We start from the raw sequence: 18,386 nt of genomic DNA on the forward strand, positions 1-18,386 counted from the left end.
GGTGCCGATTGGGTCGGGAATCAGAACGTCCACTCCATCCCCACCGATGCCGTGCGTGGCTTGTTGGGCCGCGCGCCATCGGGCTGGCGCGAAACGATGGCCTGCTCGTCGAACAGGTTCTCCACCTTGAGGAAGGCCACCGCCCCGGGACTGATTTCGTAGCGGCTGATGAAATCCACCACAAACAAGTCCTCGCTGCGCGCGAAGCGGTCGCCGCCGTTGTTGCAACCGACGTTCATGCACATCTCGTCGATGTACTTGGCCACGGCGTAGTTGTTCCAGCCCATGCCGGTCTCCAGGCCCACGCGCAGGCTGAAGGTGTTCTCCGGCACCGAGGCCAGCTGGTCGCCGTCCTCGAAGCCCTCGGCGGGATTGTCCTCGCTGATCGCGGCGTCGGTGTAGGTGTACATCAGGTTGACCGGAATGGTCAGCGCACCCGCCTCAATGGCGCTGCCCAGTTGCAGCTCCAGGCCCTGGATCACCGCCTCGCCGGTGTTGAAGGAGCCCGAGGTGTCGCCGTTGCTGCAGGGGCTGGCGTTGGAGCAGTTCTCGGTCTTGTTCTCGAAGTCGCTGTAGAAGCCCACAACCTCCAGGAACCAGCCGCCGTCGTAGCGGAAACCGGCTTCCCAGTTGGTGCTGGTTTCCGGCTCCTCGTTGGCCACCGCGCCGCCGCCCAGGGGCGAAAAGCCCCGGTGCACGCCGGCCAGCAGCTGCCAGTCCTGGCCCAGCTGGTAGGTGAAAGACACCCCGGGCAGCCACTCGTCACTGTCGTTGCCACGGCGACTCGGCGCGTCGGAGCGGTCCGCAGTGGCGTACTGGCGCCGCCGGGACTCCACATCCTCGTAGCGCAGCGCCAGGTTGACGTCCATTACCGGGTTGACCTGCCAGGTATCCACCAGCCACAGGCTGGTGGCATCGGCCTCCTCCAGGCGGTTGTCGCCGCCGGTGGCCGCCTCGATGCCCACGAACACCAGTTCGCCGTCGATCTGGTTGTAGATTTCCTCCGGCTGGTAGCGGTCCATCTCGTCTTCGTGCACCCGGCCGCCCACCGCGAGCTGGTGGGCGCCCAGATCGACATCGAAGTTGAGCTCGACACCCCGCGACTCGTACTCGCGGTTGTTGTGCTTGTATTTCAGGCCGAAGGCGTCGACGGTGCCATCCAGCACCCCCTGGGCCTCGGCGTCGCCAGCGTTGGCGGCGCTGATGAAGCTGCCGCCACCACCGAGCTTGAACCAGTCCCGGGCGAACTCGTTGTAGTAGCCCAGGGCGGTCATGTTGACCCGTTCGCCGAGGGCCAGCTCGTAGCTCAGGCTGTAGCCCTGGTGGTCGTTGTCCATTTCGTCGATGCTGGACAGGCCGTAGCGCCGGTCGGGATCGCGGTCGAAATCCGTGTCGGTGAGGCCGAGGTAGGTCTCGTCGGAGGTCTCCTCCGAGTACTGGGCCTTGAACAGCAGGCTCTGGCCCTCGCCCTGCCAACCCAGTTTCAACAGGTAATCCTGGATGTCATAGCCGCTGTCGCGACTGCTGCGGTCGATGTCCTTGAAGCCGTCGCTGCGGCGCTGGGTGGTTTCCAGCAACACGCCAAAGTCACCGGCGCGCGCGCCAAAACTGGCCAGCAGGTCGGTCTCGCCGTTTTCGCCATAGCGGAAGTTGAGATTGCCGCTGTTGGATTCCGGAATCGGCGTGGACACCAGGTTGATCACCCCGCCGGTGGTCTGCGGGCCGTAGCGCAGCAGTGGCGCGCCCTTGATCACCTCAATGGCGTGCATGCGCGCGGTGGTCGGGAAATAGTAAGCGGCGGGATTGGAGTACGGCGCTGGCGCGATCATCACCCCGTCTTCCATCAGCGTAACCTTGGAGGCGCGCTCGGAGGTGGCGCCGCGAATGCCGATATTGGGGCGCAGGCCGTAGCCGTCCTCCTCCTGGATATAGATACCCGGTACGGTTTTCAGCAGCTGGTTGATGTCGTTGGCGGCTTCGACGCTGATCTGCTCATTGTCCACCAGGGCCCCGGTGCCCGGCAGGTTGCGCACCGCTTCCTGGCTGCCGACGATGGTGACTTCCTCGAGGGCATTGTCCGCCATGGCGGAGCTGGCGATGACACTGGCCACGGCCAGCGCGAGGGTCTGCTTGTTCATGGTGTCTCCCTAGCGGATAGCGGTGCGTCGAATCTTGCGGGGGCGCGACGCACCTCATAATTGGGAGACGAACAGTAATCGGATGTATTCTCATTTACAATAGCGCCGCCGAAGCCGGGCCAATTATTACCGCGATTGGGCCAGGGGCGCCCGGCTAGGGGCGCCCGGCCAGGGGCGCCCGGCTAGGGAAGACCGGCTGGAAGCACAACGCGCTCGCAGCCGGTGGGAGCCGCCCGGCAGTGCCGGCGGGACCTGCAGTCCGTATCCGGGCGCTACTCCAGCGCGGCGTAGACCATGGCCTCCAGCTGACCGCGGAAATTAAAGGTGCTGGAGGGCATCAGCTGGGTCATGAACAGGACCGTCAGGTCCTCCTCCGGGTCGACCCAGAACAGGGTGCTGGCCAGGCCGCCCCAGAAGAAGGTCCCCGGGGAGGCGGGGTAACCGTTGGCCACCGGATCGAGTTTGGTGGCGAAGCCCAGGCCAAAGCCCACGCCTTCGTAAACCGTCTCGCTGAAACTGCCAATGGCGATCTGTGACAGGTCGACATCCCCCGGCAGGTGGTTGCGGGTCATGAAATCCAGGGTGCGGGAGCCGATCACCCGCTGGCCGTCGAGGCTGCCGCCGTTCAGCAGCATCTGGCAGAAGCGGTAGTAGTCCCCCGCCGTGGACAGCAACCCGCCGCCCCCGGAATAAAAACTGCGCTCGCGGAAGCGGCTGTCCTGGCCGTCGTCGTTCAGCACCAGTTCCCTGTTCGCGTCGCGCTGGTAGCAGCTGGCGAAGCGCGGCAGCTGCCCGGGGCGGATATTGAAGGTGGTGTCCGCCATGCCCAGGGGCTGGAACAGGTGCTGCTCCAGGTAGTCCGGCAGGCTCTGGCCGCTGAGCAGTTCCACCAGGTGGCCGCAGACGTCGGTGGCCAGGGAGTAGTTCCAACGCTCGCCCGGGGAAAATTCCAGGGGCAACTGCGCCAGCTCCGCCACCATGTCGGCCGCGGTATAGCCCGGCTTGGGATTGCCCACCTGCAATTTGCGGTAGGCGTAGTCGATATTGGACTCGCGCAAAAAGTCGTAGGTCAGGCCCGAGGTGTGGGTGAGCAGGTCGCGCACCGACATCGGGCGCTGACAGGGCACGGTTTCGAACAGCGGGAAGGAACCGGCCTTGCGCACCCTCAAGTCGCGGAAGGCGGGGATGAAGCGGTGCACCGGGTCGTCCAGCGAGAACAGGCCGCGCTCGTAGAGCTGCATCAACGCCAGCGAGGTCACGGGCTTGGTCATGGAGTAAATGCGAAACACCGTGTCCTCGGTCATCGGCTGGTCGCGCGCGATATCCCGCCGGCCGGCGACGTCGAGGTAGCACACCTTCCCGGCCCGGGCGATAAGGGTGATGCAGCCGGGAATCTTGCCGGGCTCGAGGTAGGCGCGCCGCCAGTGCTCGCCGATGCGCTCGAGTTGCCGGGGGTCGAGGCCGACGGTTTCGGGATTGACCAGGTCCATGGGTGCTCCTGCTGAAAATCGTGGGCCGCACAGTGTCGGCGTTGCCGCCGATGAAGGCAAGGCGGAGCCGGTTTCAACCGGCGGCAAACAAGCCCAGAGCCCCCACCCGCTCCCGCAGCGCCGGCAGCACCTCGGCCTCGAACCAGGGGTTCTTGCGCAGCCACAGGTTGTTGCGGGGCGAGGGGTGCGGCAGGGGGAAAAAGCGCGGCCCGAAGTCCCGCCAGCGGCGCACCCGGCTCGACAGGGTCTCTTTGTCCGCCTCCAGGTAGTACTGCTGTGCGTAGCTACCCACCAGCAGGGTCAGCTCCAGTTCCGGCATACCCGCCAGCAGGGGGTCGTGCCATTTCGGCGCGCAGGCCGGGTCCGGCGGCAGGTCGCCGGACTTGCCCTTGCCGGGGTAGCAAAAGCCCATGGGCACGATGGCCACATGCCGCTCGTCGTAGAACTGCGCCTTGTCCATCCGCAGCCAGTCCCGCAAGCGGTCACCGCTGGGGTCGTCCCAGGGCACGCCGCTGGCGTGCACCCGGGTGCCCGGCGCCTGGCCCACAATCAGCAGGCGCGCGCCGGCGCTGGCGCGCAGCACCGGCCGCGGCCCCAGGGGCAGGCGCCCGGCGCAGTGACGACAATCGCGGATAGTCGCCAGCAGGTCGGTCATGGGAAGGTTTTGTGACATGGGTTTGCTGCGCCCGACCCCGCTCAACGGGCCCGCCGGATGGCGGCCCCTGCGTTGCCGCAAACGGGCCCGACTGTTAATATCGCGCCCCCGCTTGCACCATTTATTTGAACCACCGGAGCCCCCATGAGCCGTCCGAGCCTCGTCGATCTGGAAAACCACCAGGATTTCATCCAACGCCACATCGGCCCCACTGTCAACCAGCAACAGGCGATGGCCGAGGCCCTGGGCTACGACAGCCTGGACGCGCTGATCGACGACACGGTGCCCGCCGCCATCCGCCGCGAGCAGGCCATGGACCTGGGCGGCGCACAGAGCGAACAGGCGGTGATCGCCCGCCTGCGCGCGCTGGCCGCGCAGAACGTGGTGAACAAATCCTTCATCGGCACCGGTTACCACGACACCTACACCCCGGCGGTGATCCAGCGCAACGTGCTGGAGAACCCGGGCTGGTACACCGCCTACACCCCCTACCAGCCGGAGATCTCCCAGGGCCGCCTGGAAGCCCTGCTGACCTACCAGCAGATGGTGATGGACCTCACCGGAATGGACCTGGCCAACGCCTCCATGCTGGACGAGGGCACCGCCGCCGCCGAGGCCATGACCCTGCTGCAGCGGGTGAACAAGAAAAACCGCAGCCAGACCTTTATCGTGGCCGAAAACTGCCACCCCCAGACCATTGCCGTGGTGAAGACCCGGGCCGACGCCCTGGATATCGACGTGGTGGTGGGCGACCCGGCGGAGCTGATCGGCGCCACCGACGCCTTCGGCGCCCTGCTCCAGTACCCCGGCACCCACGGCCACCTGGAAGACATCTCGCCGCTGATAGAGACCGCCCACGACAACCAGACCCTGGTGACCGTGGCCGCGGACATCATGGCCCTGCTGCTGGTGAAATCACCCGGCGAACTGGGCGCCGACGCGGTGGTCGGCAACAGCCAGCGCTTCGGCGTGCCGATGGGCTTCGGCGGCCCCCACGCCGCCTTCTTCGCCACCCGCGACGCCTACAAACGCTCCACTCCCGGGCGCATCATCGGTGTGTCCATCGACCGCCGCGGCAACGAGGCCCTGCGCATGGCCATGCAGACCCGGGAGCAGCACATCCGCCGGGAGAAGGCCACCAGCAACATCTGCACCGCCCAGGCGCTGCTGGCGATCATGGCCGCCTTCTACGCCATGTACCACGGCCCCGAGGGCCTGCGCCGCATCGCCGAGCGCATCCAGCGCCTGACCAGCCTGCTACAGCGCATGCTGGCCACCGGCAACCTCACCCCCGACAACGACAGCTGGTTCGACACCCTCACTTACACCGTCGGCGAGCAGCGCGACGCCATCGTGGCCCGGGCCCTCGACAAGGGCTACAACCTGCGCCTGATCGGCGGGGACCGCCTGGGCGTGTCCCTCGACGAGACCACCACCGCCGCCGACGTCGACGCCCTGGTGGCAATCTTCACCGGCAGCCAGCCCACCAGCCCCTGCAGCAGCCTGGACGAAGAGGTGGCTGAATTCGACGGCATCCCCAACGCCCTGCGCCGGCAGGTGGACTACCTGCGGCACCCGCTGTTCAACGACTACCACTCCGAAACCGAGATGCTGCGCTACATGCGCCGCCTGGAGGACAAGGACATCGCCCTCAACCGCGCGATGATCCCGCTGGGCTCCTGCACCATGAAGCTCAACGCCACCACCGAGATGCTGGCCATTACCTGGCCCGAGTTCGCCAAGATCCACCCCTTCGCGCCGGCGGAGCAGACCAGGGGTTACCAGGCCCTGCTGGCCGAGCTGGAGCACATGCTGCTCGAGTGCACCGGCTACGACGCCATCTCCATGCAGCCCAACGCCGGCTCCCAGGGCGAGTACGCCGGCCTGCTGGCGATCCGGCGCTACCACGAGAGCCGCGGCGATGCCCGGCGCAACGTGTGCCTGATCCCCGCCTCCGCCCACGGCACCAACCCGGCCAGCGCCGCGCTGGCGGGCATGAAGATCGTGATCGTGGAGTGCGACGGCAAGGGCAATGTCGACATGGACGACCTGAAGCTGAAGGCCGAGCGCCACAGCGAGGACCTGTCCTGCATCATGGTCACCTATCCCTCCACCCACGGCGTGTTTGAGGAGTCCATCATTGAGCTGTGCGAGGTAATCCACCAGCACGGCGGCCAGGTCTACGTGGACGGCGCCAACCTCAACGCCCTGGTGGGCCTGGCGGCCCCGGGCAAGTTCGGCGCCGACGTGTCGCACCTCAACCTGCACAAGACCTTCTGCATCCCCCACGGCGGCGGCGGTCCCGGCATGGGCCCGATCGGCGTGGGCAAGCACCTGCAGCCCTTCCTGCCCACCAACCCGGTGAGCCCGGTGCCCGGCCTGGATGCCAACAACGACGTGGTCTCCGCCACGCCCTATGGCAGCGCCTCCATCCTGCCCATCTCCTGGGCCTACATCGCGCTGATGGGCGGTGAGGGCCTGCAGCAGGCCACCAAGGTGGCGATCCTCAACGCCAACTACATCGCCCACCGGCTCAAGGACCACTTCCCCATCCTCTACACCGGCACCACTGGCAACGTGGCCCACGAGTGCATCGTGGACATGCGCCCGCTGAAAGAGGAAAGCGGCATCTCCGAGGAGGACATCGCCAAGCGCCTGGTGGACTACGGCTTCCACGCCCCCACCATGAGCTTCCCGGTGCCCGGCACGCTGATGGTGGAACCCACCGAGTCCGAGTCGCAAGCCGAACTCGACCGCTTCTGCGACGCCCTGATCGCCATCCGCCAGGAAATCCAGGCGGTACAGGACGGCAAGCTCGACGCAAAAGACAACCCCCTGGTCAACGCCCCCCACACCCTGGCCGACGTTGCCGCCAGCGAGTGGGAACACCCCTACAGCCGCGAGCAGGCCGCCTACCCGGTGGTCTCACTGCGCCAGAGCAAGTACTGGGCGCCGGTGAACCGGGTGGACAATGTGTATGGGGATCGGAATTTGCACTGTAGCTGCCCGTCGGTTGAGTCGTATCGGGATGAGGCCTGATCCCTAGCCCCTACATATTGCATTTCATGACCGATAAAGCCCGCCACACCCTATCGATGCGGCGGGCTGCCACCTCCTGAAAAATCCTCCTTACCGCAGCACAGTCGCGCCCCTTGCGCGATAACGCCGCCGTGCAAACACCTCTGCCGATCGCTCGCTCCATCCCCCAATTTCGCCAAAAAACACCGCAAGCGTGATCAGTATGGATGACTGGCACAGCTGACGCGGTGGTGGATGGCCGCATTGCGGCGGCGCCCCAGCAGCCCACACTTAACGTTATTGATAATCGTTATCATTTGTGTCAGCATTTCTTTCCAGTGCCAGGCGGCGATCAGGTCGCCCAATGCAAAGGGGGGCCCCGCGCGGCACATGGGCGCATCCGGCCGACCCGCAGCCAAGAGGCAACAGACCTCGCCATGCCAATTATCGACAGGGGGAATCATGCAAAAAAAGTCGTCTACTAAACTCGCGCCAGCTCACGGCCTCCCGAGGACGCCGCAGCGACTGCGCCCCATTGCCAACGCCATCGCCGTGGGCGCCATGCTGGGCGCGGCGAGCCTGCAGGCGCAGCAGGTGTCACCAGGCCCCGGGCCATCGAGCGCAAGCGACAACGTCGAAGAGGTCATCGTAACCGGCGCCTATACCTCCAACGTCGTCAATCTGGGCAAGGGTTCTGAGACGCTGCGCGAGATTCCGCAGTCCATTACGGTCATTACCAGCCAAACCATCAAAGACCGCAACATGCTGACCCTCAGTGACGCCTTGAAAGCGACCACGGGCGTGACCGTTAAAACCTTTGGCTCCGGCACCTTTAATTACCTGATGCGCGGATTCGAGCTGGACGCCGTCAGTATTGACGGCGTGAGAACAACAGGGACTTCAAATGGCACTCACGGCCACGGCACCCCGGACCTGATCAGCTACGAAAGCGTGGAAGTGATGCGCGGCCCCGCCGGCCTGCTGGAAGGCGCGGGCGAGCCGGGGGGATACATCAGTTTGGTGCGTAAAAAGGCCCATGCAGAACGCTCAGTGAACATTAAGGGCTTTGCCCAATCCTGGCCCGGCTACCGGCTCGAACTGGACGCGACCGGCGCCCTGACGAATGACGAGAGACTACGCGCCCGCGCCGCCATTGGCTATGAGGATTCCGATTCCTACATTGAGGATGTTTCCAGCCAGAAGAAGCTGTTCTACACCACCATAGAATACGACTTGACCCCGAACCTGGCGCTGGCAGCCGGCGCCACCATCGAAGATACCGAAGCCGTGCCCGATGTAGGCGTTCCCACCCTGGCCGATGGCAACTTCGGCGACATTGATCGCGACCTGTATACCGGTACACCCCACAACTACAAGGAAAGCCGGTTGGCCCGGCAGTTTGTGGAAGCCAGGTACGCGTTTGAGTCCGGCGCGACCGTGAAGGCGACCGTGACCAATGCCGATCGCGACGTTGAATACCTACTCAATTACACCGCCAGCCCTATCGACCCCGTTACCGGCGAGACCGCGCGCTGGGCCCTTGCGACCGACCAGGATCTATCGGAGCTGAGTTTCGACCTACACACGAATCTGCCGTTTACGCTGTTCAACCAGGAGCACAAACTGCTACTGGGCGTGAATGGTCGCGATGCGGAGAATGCGATTCACGGCTACTACTACGACTTTGACTACCCTTCCATCAACGTCTACGACCCGGACTCCGCCAGCAACCCGGACCCACGGCAAACACTGACCCTGGGCAGCCCACCGCGCACCACCGACACCAAAGAGAACGGCGCGTACTTCAAGGCAACCCTGGCGCTAACGGACGCGACCAACCTGATTCTCGGCGGCCGCCTGACAACCAAGTGGGAAACCGACAACGGCACTTCCGCGGCGGAAATAAACGACGAGTTCACTCCGAATGCCGGCCTGGTCCACGATCTGAGCGAGTCGATCAGCCTGTACGCCAGTATTTCGGAGTCCTTTGTACCGCAGGATGAACGCAACGTTAACGAGAACGTGCTATCGCCCAGGGTCGGCATACAGTATGAAGCAGGTCTGAAGGGCGAACTGAACGGCGGTCGGGGCAACTATCATTTTGCCGTGTTCCAGATCACCGAGGACAAGCGCGCGATCGAGGACCTGAAAAATCCAGACTATTCCATCGAAGGCGGAGAAGTTCAGGCGGAAGGCTTTGAGATGGAGATCGCCGGCAGCGCGATGGATAATCTCGACCTCTTGGCCGGCTATGCCTACACAGACACCGAGCAAATCGAAACCGGCGACCCGGCCGACAAGGGCAAGCCTTTTTCCTCCATTACACCCGAACACAGCCTAAAACTTTGGGGTAAATACAGCCTAAACAGCAAGCTGGCTTTCGGCCTTGGTGCGGAGTATAGCAGCGGTACGTTCTCCGAGAGCAACGGCATTCGCTGGGAAGAGAACAGCTATACCATTTTCTCGATGATGCTGTCCTACAACCTGAACGAAAGTACCCGTATCGTGCTCAACGGCACCAACCTGACCGACGAGGAGTACTATGCCCGCGTGCAAGGCGGGTCACGGCAAAACTATTTTGGCGACCCCAGGCAATTTACCGTCAGTATTGAAACTTCCCTTTGACGATGCGCCCGCGAGCAACCGGAAACAGATAGCGGAACCAAGGAGTACTACTCAGATGGCTGGACCCAATCCAATAGAATTGGCCGTGCTACGCTGCTCGCAGGTATCACAAAACGTGCGCCGTATCACGTTGGGGGGTGAAGCACGTGGCTACGCCCTTATCGAAGTCACCGACAAGGCAGATATACAAGCGCTTGAGCACCCACAAAACATGGAAATACGCCGGGTGATAAATCCCACCCCGGACCCCGAGGGATATTTTCTCGCGGCATGCATCCGCAAGCTGCCGTGGCTGGCGGGGCAGCCCGCCGTGTGGTCCGCCTCTGAGTTCAGCAGCATGCGAACCCTCAGGCGGCTTTTCAAACAGGAGCATGCGGTTCCCAAGTCCCATCTCTATATTTCCAGCTACTGGAAAATTGGACGGTCAGAAGACGGACAGAAGGAGATCAAAAGACAAGATGCCGAACTACAGGGGGAATAGGAGGCTCGACAATTACTCCGCCTCCTTCAAATCGTCCGGCTCGAAGGCCTCCTCGCCCAGCTTCTCGGTCAGCTCATCCAGCAGTTCGTACAGCAACTCGAGCTTGCCGTAACCAAACACCTGGGTAATGTGCGCGTAGCGCGCCTCGGACTGAACCGACATCACCTTCACCAACTCGACACCGGTCTCGTCCAGGCTGATCATCGAACGGCGCTGGTCGGTGGCCGAGGTTCGGCGCTGGATCAGGCCGCGCTTCGCCAGGTGCTGCACGATGCGCGACAGGCTGGGCATCAGCAGGTAACACTGGTCCGCCAGGGTGGTCATTTCCACTTCCGGCGCGCCGATTTCACGCGCGTCGAACAGGGCGCGCAGCACGCGCCACTGCTGCGGCGACAGGTCGTGCTCGCGCAGGTGGGGGATGAAATTCTTCATCACCGCCTCGCGCGCCTTGAGCAGCGACATCGGCAGCGAGCGGCGAAAGGCTCTCATGCGGATTACAGTTCCTCGTCGGCCACACCGTTGACCAGCACGCCCACCCCTTCCACCGACACCTCCACGGTGTCGCCCGGCACCAGGTACCTGGGCGGATCGAAACGCGCGCCGGCGCCGTTGGGCGTGCCGGTGGCGATCACGTCGCCCGGCTTGAGTTCACAGAAGGTGGAAAGATACTCAATGATGAAGGCAATGGGAAACATCATGCTGGCGGTCGTGTCGTCCTGGCGCAACTCGCCATTGACGCGGGTGGTCACGCGCATGTCCTCCAGCGCCTGGGGGGTGAACGCGTCGGCGGTGACCAGCCACGGGCCCATCGAACCCGAGCGGGTGAAGTTCTTGCCCTGGGTGACGTTGAACTTGGCGTGCCGCACCCAGTCCCGCAGGGTACCCTCGTTCATGATCGTCAGGCCGGCGATATGCTCGAAGGCGCGCTCGCGGGGAATGCGCCGGCCGGCCTTGCCGATCACCACCACGATCTCACCCTCGTAGTCCAGCTGCTGGGATTCCGGCGGACGGATCAGCGGCTGGTTATGCCCGGTAAAAGAATCGGGAAAACGGATGAATACGCTGGGCTTGGTCGGCGCCTCGCTGCCGTCCTTGTACTCGGCGTTGCGGTTGGCGTAGTTGACGCCAATACACAGTATTTTTTCCGGCGCCACGATCGGCGGCCGCCATTCAATACCCGCCAGGGGCCGTGAAGGCCTGCCCTCCAGCGCAATCGCCGCGAGTGCGCCGCCCTCGATCGCGGCCTGCAGGCTCGGCGCCACATCGGCGAGATCCACCAGGCAATCGGCGCCGTCCACACTGACTATCGCCCCCCAGGACTCCCGCCCGTCCTGACTGTATGTCGCAAGTCGCATTGCATTCCCTCTCTAAGGTTTCGGTTTCGATGGCTAGCCAGATTATACTTAACGCGTTAATATATCAACCAGCCTAAAACTTCAGCCTTATGCTATTAAGTCCTATTAAATGGGATTTAATACAAAAATCAGCAAGAATAGCCCCTGAGGCTGGCAGCAATTTACTTAACGTGTTATATCTTTACACCTGACTGGAGGATTAGCCATGCCCGATTTGACGCACAACCTGTCCCTGGCCGGGAACTACCTGCAACGGTTCCGCGACCGCCCCACCACCCACTTCATCAACGGCGCCTGGACGGCCCCCGACGGCGACACGTTCGACAACCTTACCCCGGTCGACAACAGCAGCCTGGGCAAGGTCGCCGCCGGCAGCGCGGCCGATGTCGACGCCGCCTGTGACGCGGCCGAACAGGCCTTTCCCGCCTGGCGGGACCTGAGCGGACAGGAGCGCAAGCGCATACTGCATCGCTTCGCCGACCTGCTGGAGGCGCGCGCCGAGGAAATCGCCCTGGTGGAAAGCATGGATTGCGGCCAGGCCCTGCGCTTCATGAAGCAGGCGGCGGTGCGCGGCGCGGCCAACTTCCGCTTTTTCGCCGACAAGGCGCCGGAGGCGCGCAATGGCCAGGCCCTGTACCAGCCAGAGCACTCCAACCTCACCCTGCGCACCCCGATCGGGCCGGTGGGCGTGATCACGCCCTGGAACACCCCCTTCATGCTGGCCACCTGGAAAATCGCCCCGGCGCTGGCCGCGGGCTGCACGATCGTGCACAAGCCCGCGGAATTCAGCCCGCTGACCGCCGCCATCCTGGCGGAGGTCAGCGAAGAGGCCGGGTTGCCGCCCGGGGTGTGGAACATGGTGAACGGCTTTGGCGAGACCGCCGGCAAGCGCCTCACCGAACACCCGGCAATTCGCGCGGTCGCCTTTGTCGGTGAATCCGTCACCGGCTCCCACATCATGGCCCAGGGCGCGCCCACGCTGAAACGCATGCACTTTGAACTGGGTGGCAAGAACCCGGTCATCGTGTTCGACGACGCGGACTTCGAGCGCGCGCTGGATGCGGTGGTGTTCATGCTCTACAGCCTCAATGGCCAGCGCTGCACGTCCAGCAGCCGCCTGCTGGTGCAGTCCGGCATTCGCGATCGCTTCATGCAGGCATTGGAGGCCCGGGTCCGCAACCTGCGGGTGGGCCACCCGCTGGACCCCGACACCGAGGTCGGCCCGCTGATTCACAGCAGCCACTTTGAGAAAGTGTTGAGCTACATGGACATCGCCCGCGAGGACGGCGCCAATATCGCCGTGGGCGGCCACAAGTTTCAGGGCGACGGCGTCGACAGCAACGGCAACTACGTGCAGCCCACATTGTTCGCCGATGCCAGCAACAGCATGCGCATCGCCCGGGAGGAAATCTTCGGGCCGGTGCTCACCGCGCTCACCTTCGACACCGAGGAGGAAGCCATCGCCACCGCCAACGACAGCCCCTACGGGCTGGCGGCCTACGCCTGGACCTCGGACCAGGGCCGGGCCCTGCGCCTGGCCCACAAGATCGAGACCGGCATGCTGTGGATCAACTCGGAGAACAACCGCAACCTGCCCTCCCCCTTCGGCGGCGTTAAAATGAGCGGCATCGGCCGCGACGGCGGCGACTACAGCTTCGAGTTCTACATGGAGACCAAGAACGTGTGCATGGCCCACGGCACGCACAAGGTCCCCGAGCTGGGCAAGCGCTAGGAGGGAGATTCGCATGCACTTCGTACTCGAGTACTCCGACAACATCGACAGCGACACGCTGGCACTGCAGGAGCTGTTCGCCACCCTGCACGACTGCGCGCTGTCCACGGGCCTGTTTCCGCTCAAGGGCATTCGCAGCCGGGCCTACGCCTGCCACGACTACCGCATGGGCGACGGCAACCCGGAGCACATGTTCGTGCACCTCACCGCGCTGATCGGCAGCGGGCGCTCGGCGGAGGAAAAATCGCTCGCGGCGGAGGCTTTCTTCGCCGTGTACGAGCGGCATTTCGCCCCCTGCTTCGACAGCCGGGGCGTGGCCCTGTCCTTCGAAATGAAAGAGCTGGAGCCGGTGCTGAAATACAACAAGAACAATATCCAGGACTATCTGGAGGCCGGTGCATGAGCACACTGAGCCAAGAGCAGATCGCGACCGCGGCCGAGGCCCTTTACCAGGCCGAGCGCGCGCGCAGGCAAATCGCCCCGTTGACCCAGAGCTACCCCGACATGGACATGGACGACGCCTATGCGGTCCAGTCCGCCTGGGTGCAGCGCAAGGCCGCCAACGGCGATCCGGTCATCGGCTACAAGATCGGTCTGACCTCGCGGGTGATGCAGCGCGCGATGAAGATCGACACCCCGGATTTCGGCGTGTTGCTGGAATCGATGTGGTTCGACAACAACAGCCGCATCCCCCACGGCGATTTCACCGACCCGCGCATCGAGGTCGAGCTGGCCTTTGTGCTGAAGGAAAGGCTGTTCGGCGACAACCTGGGCATCGAGGACGTGCTGAACGCCACGGACTACGTGGTGCCCGCGCTGGAATTGATCGCCGCGCGCAGCTACCGGGTGGACCCGGAAACCGGCTATACCCGCACGGTGATGGATACCATTGCCGACAACGCGGCCAACGCCGGCATCATCGTCGGCGAACAGCGCTTCAAACCCCGCGACATCGACCTGCGCTGGAGCGGCGGCATTCTCTACCGCAACGGCGTTATCGAGGAGACCGGCCTGGCGGCGGCGGTGCTCGATCACCCGGCCAATGGCATCTGCTGGATCGCGAAGCGCTTCGCGCCCCACGGTATCGCGCTGGAGCCTGGCCAGATCCTGCTGTCCGGCTCCTTTACCGCCCCGATCATCGTGCAACCCGGCGACGACATTCACGCCGACTACGGCCCCCTCGGCGACATTCGCTGCCAGTTCACCTGACCCCGTCGGAGATACCATGAAAACGCCTCGCAATGCGTTCAAACACGCCCTGGACAAGGGCGAGCAGCAATACGGTTTCTGGCTGGGCCTGTGCAACCCGCTGTCCGCCGAACTCTGCGGCCTGTGCGGCTATGACTGGCTGCTGATCGACGCGGAACACGCGCCCAACGACCTGTCGGCGATGCACGCCCAGCTGCTGGCCATCGACAATACCCCGTCCCAGGCGGTGGTCCGCCTGGTGGACGATAGCGCGTCGCTCATCAAGCAGGTGCTGGACCTGGGGGCGCAGACCCTGCTGGTACCCATGGTCGAAACCGCGGCACAGGCCGAGGCCCTGGTATCGGCCATGCACTATCCGCCCCGGGGCACGCGCGGCGTGGGCACCGCCCTGGCGCGCGCGGCCCGCTGGAACCAAGTAGAGGGCTATTTCGATGACGCCGATGGCGAAATGTGCCTGCTGATCCAGGTCGAGTCGGTCAGGGCCCTGGACAACCTGGACAGCATTCTCGAAGTGGCCGGCGTGGACGGCGTGTTTGTCGGCCCCGCGGATCTCGCGGCGTCCATGGGGCATCTCGGCAATCCCGCCCACCCGGACGTGAAAGCGGCGGTGGAAGACGCTCTCGGCAGAATCCGCGCGGCGGGCAAGGCGGCGGGCACACTGGCCACTAACAAGGCCCTCGCGCGGCACTACGAGGCCTGTGGCGCGCAGTTCGTCGCCCTCGGGGTCGACACCCAGGTACTGGCCAACACGGCGAAGTCCATCCTCGCCAACCACCGGGCCAGCGGTGATTCACCGCCGCCGCAAGAGCCCGGAAACGGCGCGTACTGACAGCAGCGGCCCCGCCATGCCTGCCCGCTCCAACGCGACCACCGCCCGCCCCCACCAGCGGGGCGAGTGGATTCCCAATATCAACCTGGGCGAGGACTACGACCACCGCTATGTCGATGCCGTCATACACTACGACGCCCTCGGCAACCTGGCGGGCTTTTTCGGTCGCGACATGCCCGTGCACCGCCACGCCCAGTACCTGCAGATACACTACGTCGAGCGGGGCGAGGTCAATTTCCACATCGACGACAAACTGTTTCAGGTCAAGGGCCCCGCGCTGTTCCTGACGCCCCCGGCGGTCCCGCACTCCTTCCAGACCGAATCCGGCGCCGGCGGGCACGTATTGACGGTGCACCAGTCGCTGGTTTGGCAACTGCTGAAGGGCGGATTGCGCAACGAAGCCTCGATCCAGCTCGACGAGGGTATCTGCCTGACGCCCGGGGATCTCGCCGAGCGGCAGGCGGACCAGTGGACCAATTTACGCCGCGTGCTGGAACAGATACGCCAGGAATGGAAAGCGGACCTGCCCGGCAAATCGCAGGCCCTGGAGCACCTGGTCGCCTTCCTGCTGATCCAGATCGCCCGCTTGAGCCACCGTCGCGCCACCAGCACCGCGGTGGCCAGCGACGACCTGAGGCTCTTTCACCGTTTCAACCGGCAGATCGAACTGCACTTTCGCGATCACTGGCGGCTGTCGCGCTACAGTGACGAGATCGGGGTCTCCGAAAGCCGCCTCAACCAGGTCTGCCAACGCGTGTCCGCCAGCCCGCCCAAGAAGATTATCCACGAACGCATTCTGCGGGAGATCAAGCGCATGCTGACCTTCGGCACGCTCTCCATCAATGAAATCGCCTACGAACTGGGGTTTTCCGATCCCGCCTACTTTTCCCGTTTCTTCAAGTCCCATACCGGCATGAGCCCGCTCCACTACCGCAAAATGTCAGAGGGGCCTCTTTCGGGATGTTGAAAAGTACAATTTATCAAAGATTTTTTACATTTTAATTCCCGGCACCCGGGTCGATACTGGACGCCTCTATAACAAGAGGACAGCGCGATGCCATCGGCCCAACTACAAGCCATCCAAACCAACCCCACCATGCTGGAACGCCTGCAGGCGATACTGCCGCAGATCGCCGCCAACGCTGAACGGGCGGAAGAGCTGCGCCAAATGCCCGAGGAGAACGTCGAACTGCTCAAGGGCATCGGACTGCACCGGGCATTTCTGCCGAAGGCCTACGGCGGCCTCGAACTGCCGCTTACCGAGTTCACCGACTGCATCGCCGCCCTCGCCGGCGCCTGCTGCAGCACCGCCTGGGCCTTCAGCCTGCTGTGCACCCACAACCACCAGCTGGCGATGTTTTCCCGGGAGTGCCAGGACGAGGTCTGGGGCGACAACCCCGACGCCACGGCCTGCAGCAGTATCGCGCCCATCGGCCGCTACGAGGAAACCGACGGCGGTATCCTGTTCACCGGCGATATGACCTGGAGCAGCGGCTGCGACCACGCCCAGTGGGCGCTGGTGGGCTTCAACCGCATCGGCAGCGACGGCGACAAGCTCTACTGCTTTGCCGCCATTCCGCGCCGGGACTACGAGATCGTCGACAACTGGTACGCCATGGCCATGAAGGGCAGCGGCACCAAGACCCTGAAGATTCGCGGCGCCTTTGTACCCGAGCACCGGATTTCCAGCGCGCGCGACATGATGGAGGGCCGCTCCAAGGGCTTTGGCCTGTATCCCCAGAGCAAGATCTACTACACCCCGTACCGGCCGTATTTCGCCTCGGGCTTCGCCGCCATGGCCCTGGGCACGGCGGAGCGCATGATAGAGATTTACCGGGAGTACACCCAAAAACGCACCCGCGCCTACACCGGTGCGTCGGTGGGCGCCTCGATTCCCGCCCTCACTCGCCTCGCCGAGTCGGTGCACCAGGTGAAGGCGGCCCGCGCCTTCATGGAGGCGACCTGGCGGGAACACCGGGAACACGGCGAGCGCCAACAGTACCCCGACCGCGAAACCCTGACCTACTGGCGAACCAACCAGGCCTACGCGGTCAAAATGTGTAACGAGGCCACCGACCGGCTGTGGAAGGCGCTCGGCGGCAGCAACTGGATGCTCGACCGGGAGGCCCAGCGCGTGTGGCGGGACAACCACATGACCGCGGCACACGCCTATACTGACTACGATGTCTGCGCGCAAATCCTCGGCCGCGAACTGATGGGCCTGGAACCCGACCCCGGCCTGCTCTGAGCAGGCCGGCGACAACGGTGAAGAATGTGCATTGAAAACAGCGGGATATAAACATAATGACTGCGATAGAACATTTCGACAGTATTAAATTGCGTCGCGCGCTGGGCAACTTCGCCACCGGGGTGACCGTGGTCACCACCAGAGCGCCCAACGGCAAGCACCTTGGCGTCACCGCCAATAGCTTCAATTCGGTGTCGCTGGATCCCGCCCTGGTACTGTGGAGCATCGACAAGCAGTCGAGCAGTGCTCCGGCTTTTCTCGACGCCACGCACTTTGCGGTCAACGTGCTCTCGGCCGACCAGGTGGCGCACTCCAATCATTTTGCCCGGCGCAGTATCGACAAGTTCTCCGGCTGCGAATTCCAGGACGGCCTCGGCGGGACCGCGGTGCTGCCGGATTGCGCCGCGGTGTTCGAATGCCGGAGCCACCAGGTGGTCGAAGGCGGCGATCACTGGATTCTCATTGGACGCGTGCTGCGCTTCAGCGACAGCGGCAAGGCACCGCTTTTGTACCACCAGGGCAATTACGCCCACGTAATGCCGCTGGTCCAGGATAGCGCCCTTCGAACCGGCGCCGGAACCTGAGACCAATGGCGGCCTGAATGCA

General features: G+C 64.1%; 15 protein-coding genes. 10 read left to right on the top strand and 5 right to left on the bottom strand.

The genetic code is table 11. From position 1 onward, the window contains the following. Window positions 1-20: 20 nt before the first annotated feature. The 3 genes from JYP50_RS11940 to JYP50_RS11950 form a co-directional block, all read right to left on the bottom strand. Window positions 21-2,138 (bottom strand): TonB-dependent receptor family protein, encoded by a 2,118-nt coding sequence (locus JYP50_RS11940; RefSeq protein WP_206560761.1) that lies wholly within the window; start codon window positions 2,136-2,138, stop codon window positions 21-23. A gap of 272 nt (window positions 2,139-2,410) precedes the next feature. Next, a complete protein-coding gene (locus JYP50_RS11945; protein WP_206560762.1) occupies window positions 2,411-3,628 on the bottom strand; it encodes a serine hydrolase domain-containing protein in 1,218 nt (405 codons plus the stop codon). Window positions 3,629-3,701: 73 nt separating this feature from the next. Beyond that, complete coding sequence (locus JYP50_RS11950; protein ID WP_206560763.1) at window positions 3,702-4,301, bottom strand: uracil-DNA glycosylase family protein; 600 nt, start codon at window positions 4,299-4,301, stop codon at window positions 3,702-3,704. A 126-nt stretch (window positions 4,302-4,427) separates the two neighbouring features. Here JYP50_RS11950 and gcvP point away from each other — a divergent pair, with 126 nt between their 5' ends. The 3 genes from gcvP (at window position 4,428) to JYP50_RS11965 (ending at window position 10,407) form a co-directional block, all read left to right on the top strand. Further along, on the top strand, window positions 4,428-7,322 hold the full coding sequence (gene gcvP, locus JYP50_RS11955) for an aminomethyl-transferring glycine dehydrogenase (protein ID WP_206560764.1): 2,895 nt from the start codon (window positions 4,428-4,430) through the stop codon (window positions 7,320-7,322). A gap of 441 nt (window positions 7,323-7,763) precedes the next feature. Next, the gene (locus JYP50_RS11960; protein WP_206560765.1) at window positions 7,764-9,926 is read left to right on the top strand and encodes a TonB-dependent siderophore receptor; all 2,163 of its coding nucleotides are present in this window, start codon (window positions 7,764-7,766) and stop codon (window positions 9,924-9,926) included. Between the two features lie 55 nt (window positions 9,927-9,981). Continuing rightward, a complete protein-coding gene (locus JYP50_RS11965) occupies window positions 9,982-10,407 on the top strand; it encodes a siderophore-interacting protein (protein WP_206560766.1) in 426 nt (141 codons plus the stop codon). A gap of 12 nt (window positions 10,408-10,419) precedes the next feature. Here the strand turns inward: JYP50_RS11965 and hpaR are convergent, their stop codons facing one another. Beyond that, a complete protein-coding gene (hpaR, locus tag JYP50_RS11970; RefSeq protein ID WP_206560767.1) occupies window positions 10,420-10,896 on the bottom strand; it encodes a homoprotocatechuate degradation operon regulator HpaR in 477 nt (158 codons plus the stop codon). A 5-nt stretch (window positions 10,897-10,901) separates the two neighbouring features. Continuing rightward, the gene (locus JYP50_RS11975) at window positions 10,902-11,762 is read right to left on the bottom strand and encodes a fumarylacetoacetate hydrolase family protein (protein WP_206560768.1); all 861 of its coding nucleotides are present in this window, start codon (window positions 11,760-11,762) and stop codon (window positions 10,902-10,904) included. A 205-nt stretch (window positions 11,763-11,967) separates the two neighbouring features. On the opposite strand from JYP50_RS11975, the gene hpaE reads away from it, so the two are divergent. From hpaE to JYP50_RS12010, 7 genes are all read left to right on the top strand, one after another. Beyond that, window positions 11,968-13,494 (top strand): 5-carboxymethyl-2-hydroxymuconate semialdehyde dehydrogenase, encoded by a 1,527-nt coding sequence (hpaE, locus tag JYP50_RS11980; RefSeq protein WP_206560769.1) that lies wholly within the window; start codon window positions 11,968-11,970, stop codon window positions 13,492-13,494. A gap of 13 nt (window positions 13,495-13,507) precedes the next feature. Then, window positions 13,508-13,897 carry a 5-carboxymethyl-2-hydroxymuconate Delta-isomerase gene (locus tag JYP50_RS11985; protein ID WP_206560770.1) on the top strand — a complete coding sequence of 130 codons (390 nt, stop codon included), beginning with the start codon at window positions 13,508-13,510 and terminating at the stop codon, window positions 13,895-13,897. Next, window positions 13,894-14,703 carry a 2-oxo-hept-4-ene-1,7-dioate hydratase gene (gene hpaH, locus JYP50_RS11990; RefSeq protein WP_206560771.1) on the top strand — a complete coding sequence of 270 codons (810 nt, stop codon included), beginning with the start codon at window positions 13,894-13,896 and terminating at the stop codon, window positions 14,701-14,703. Before JYP50_RS11985 ends, hpaH begins: the two co-directional genes overlap by 4 nt. Window positions 14,704-14,719: 16 nt before the next feature. Then, window positions 14,720-15,532, top strand: coding sequence for an aldolase/citrate lyase family protein (locus tag JYP50_RS11995; RefSeq protein WP_206560772.1), 813 nt, complete (start codon window positions 14,720-14,722; stop codon window positions 15,530-15,532). A gap of 16 nt (window positions 15,533-15,548) precedes the next feature. Further along, complete coding sequence (gene hpaA, locus JYP50_RS12000) at window positions 15,549-16,499, top strand: 4-hydroxyphenylacetate catabolism regulatory protein HpaA (protein ID WP_206560773.1); 951 nt, start codon at window positions 15,549-15,551, stop codon at window positions 16,497-16,499. Window positions 16,500-16,586: 87 nt separating this feature from the next. Next, window positions 16,587-17,780, top strand: coding sequence for a p-hydroxyphenylacetate 3-hydroxylase oxygenase component (locus tag JYP50_RS12005; protein ID WP_206560774.1), 1,194 nt, complete (start codon window positions 16,587-16,589; stop codon window positions 17,778-17,780). 56 nt (window positions 17,781-17,836) lie between these two features. Further along, window positions 17,837-18,364, top strand: coding sequence for a flavin reductase family protein (locus JYP50_RS12010; protein WP_206560775.1), 528 nt, complete (start codon window positions 17,837-17,839; stop codon window positions 18,362-18,364). Window positions 18,365-18,386 lie beyond the last annotated feature (22 nt).

It is taken from the genome of Parahaliea mediterranea (assembly GCF_017255185.1).
Classification (GTDB): Bacteria; Pseudomonadota; Gammaproteobacteria; order Pseudomonadales; family Halieaceae; genus JAFKCZ01.

What these genes read in the sequence shown, in the direction of transcription:
- gcvP (WP_206560764.1), top strand. Translation starts at nt 4,428, where the DNA reads ATGAGCCGTCCGAGCCTCGTCGATCTGGAAAACCACCAGGATTTCATC.
- JYP50_RS11945 (WP_206560762.1), bottom strand. Translation starts at nt 3,628, where the DNA reads ATGGACCTGGTCAATCCCGAAACCGTCGGCCTCGACCCCCGGCAACTC.
- JYP50_RS11975 (WP_206560768.1), bottom strand. Translation starts at nt 11,762, where the DNA reads ATGCGACTTGCGACATACAGTCAGGACGGGCGGGAGTCCTGGGGGGCG.
- JYP50_RS11985 (WP_206560770.1), top strand. Translation starts at nt 13,508, where the DNA reads ATGCACTTCGTACTCGAGTACTCCGACAACATCGACAGCGACACGCTG.
- JYP50_RS11950 (WP_206560763.1), bottom strand. Translation starts at nt 4,301, where the DNA reads ATGTCACAAAACCTTCCCATGACCGACCTGCTGGCGACTATCCGCGAT.
- JYP50_RS11940 (WP_206560761.1), bottom strand. Translation starts at nt 2,138, where the DNA reads ATGAACAAGCAGACCCTCGCGCTGGCCGTGGCCAGTGTCATCGCCAGC.
- JYP50_RS12005 (WP_206560774.1), top strand. Translation starts at nt 16,587, where the DNA reads ATGCCATCGGCCCAACTACAAGCCATCCAAACCAACCCCACCATGCTG.
- JYP50_RS11965 (WP_206560766.1), top strand. Translation starts at nt 9,982, where the DNA reads ATGGCTGGACCCAATCCAATAGAATTGGCCGTGCTACGCTGCTCGCAG.
- JYP50_RS11960 (WP_206560765.1), top strand. Translation starts at nt 7,764, where the DNA reads ATGCAAAAAAAGTCGTCTACTAAACTCGCGCCAGCTCACGGCCTCCCG.
- JYP50_RS12010 (WP_206560775.1), top strand. Translation starts at nt 17,837, where the DNA reads ATGACTGCGATAGAACATTTCGACAGTATTAAATTGCGTCGCGCGCTG.
- hpaE (WP_206560769.1), top strand. Translation starts at nt 11,968, where the DNA reads ATGCCCGATTTGACGCACAACCTGTCCCTGGCCGGGAACTACCTGCAA.
- hpaR (WP_206560767.1), bottom strand. Translation starts at nt 10,896, where the DNA reads ATGAGAGCCTTTCGCCGCTCGCTGCCGATGTCGCTGCTCAAGGCGCGC.
- JYP50_RS11995 (WP_206560772.1), top strand. Translation starts at nt 14,720, where the DNA reads ATGAAAACGCCTCGCAATGCGTTCAAACACGCCCTGGACAAGGGCGAG.
- hpaH (WP_206560771.1), top strand. Translation starts at nt 13,894, where the DNA reads ATGAGCACACTGAGCCAAGAGCAGATCGCGACCGCGGCCGAGGCCCTT.
- hpaA (WP_206560773.1), top strand. Translation starts at nt 15,549, where the DNA reads ATGCCTGCCCGCTCCAACGCGACCACCGCCCGCCCCCACCAGCGGGGC.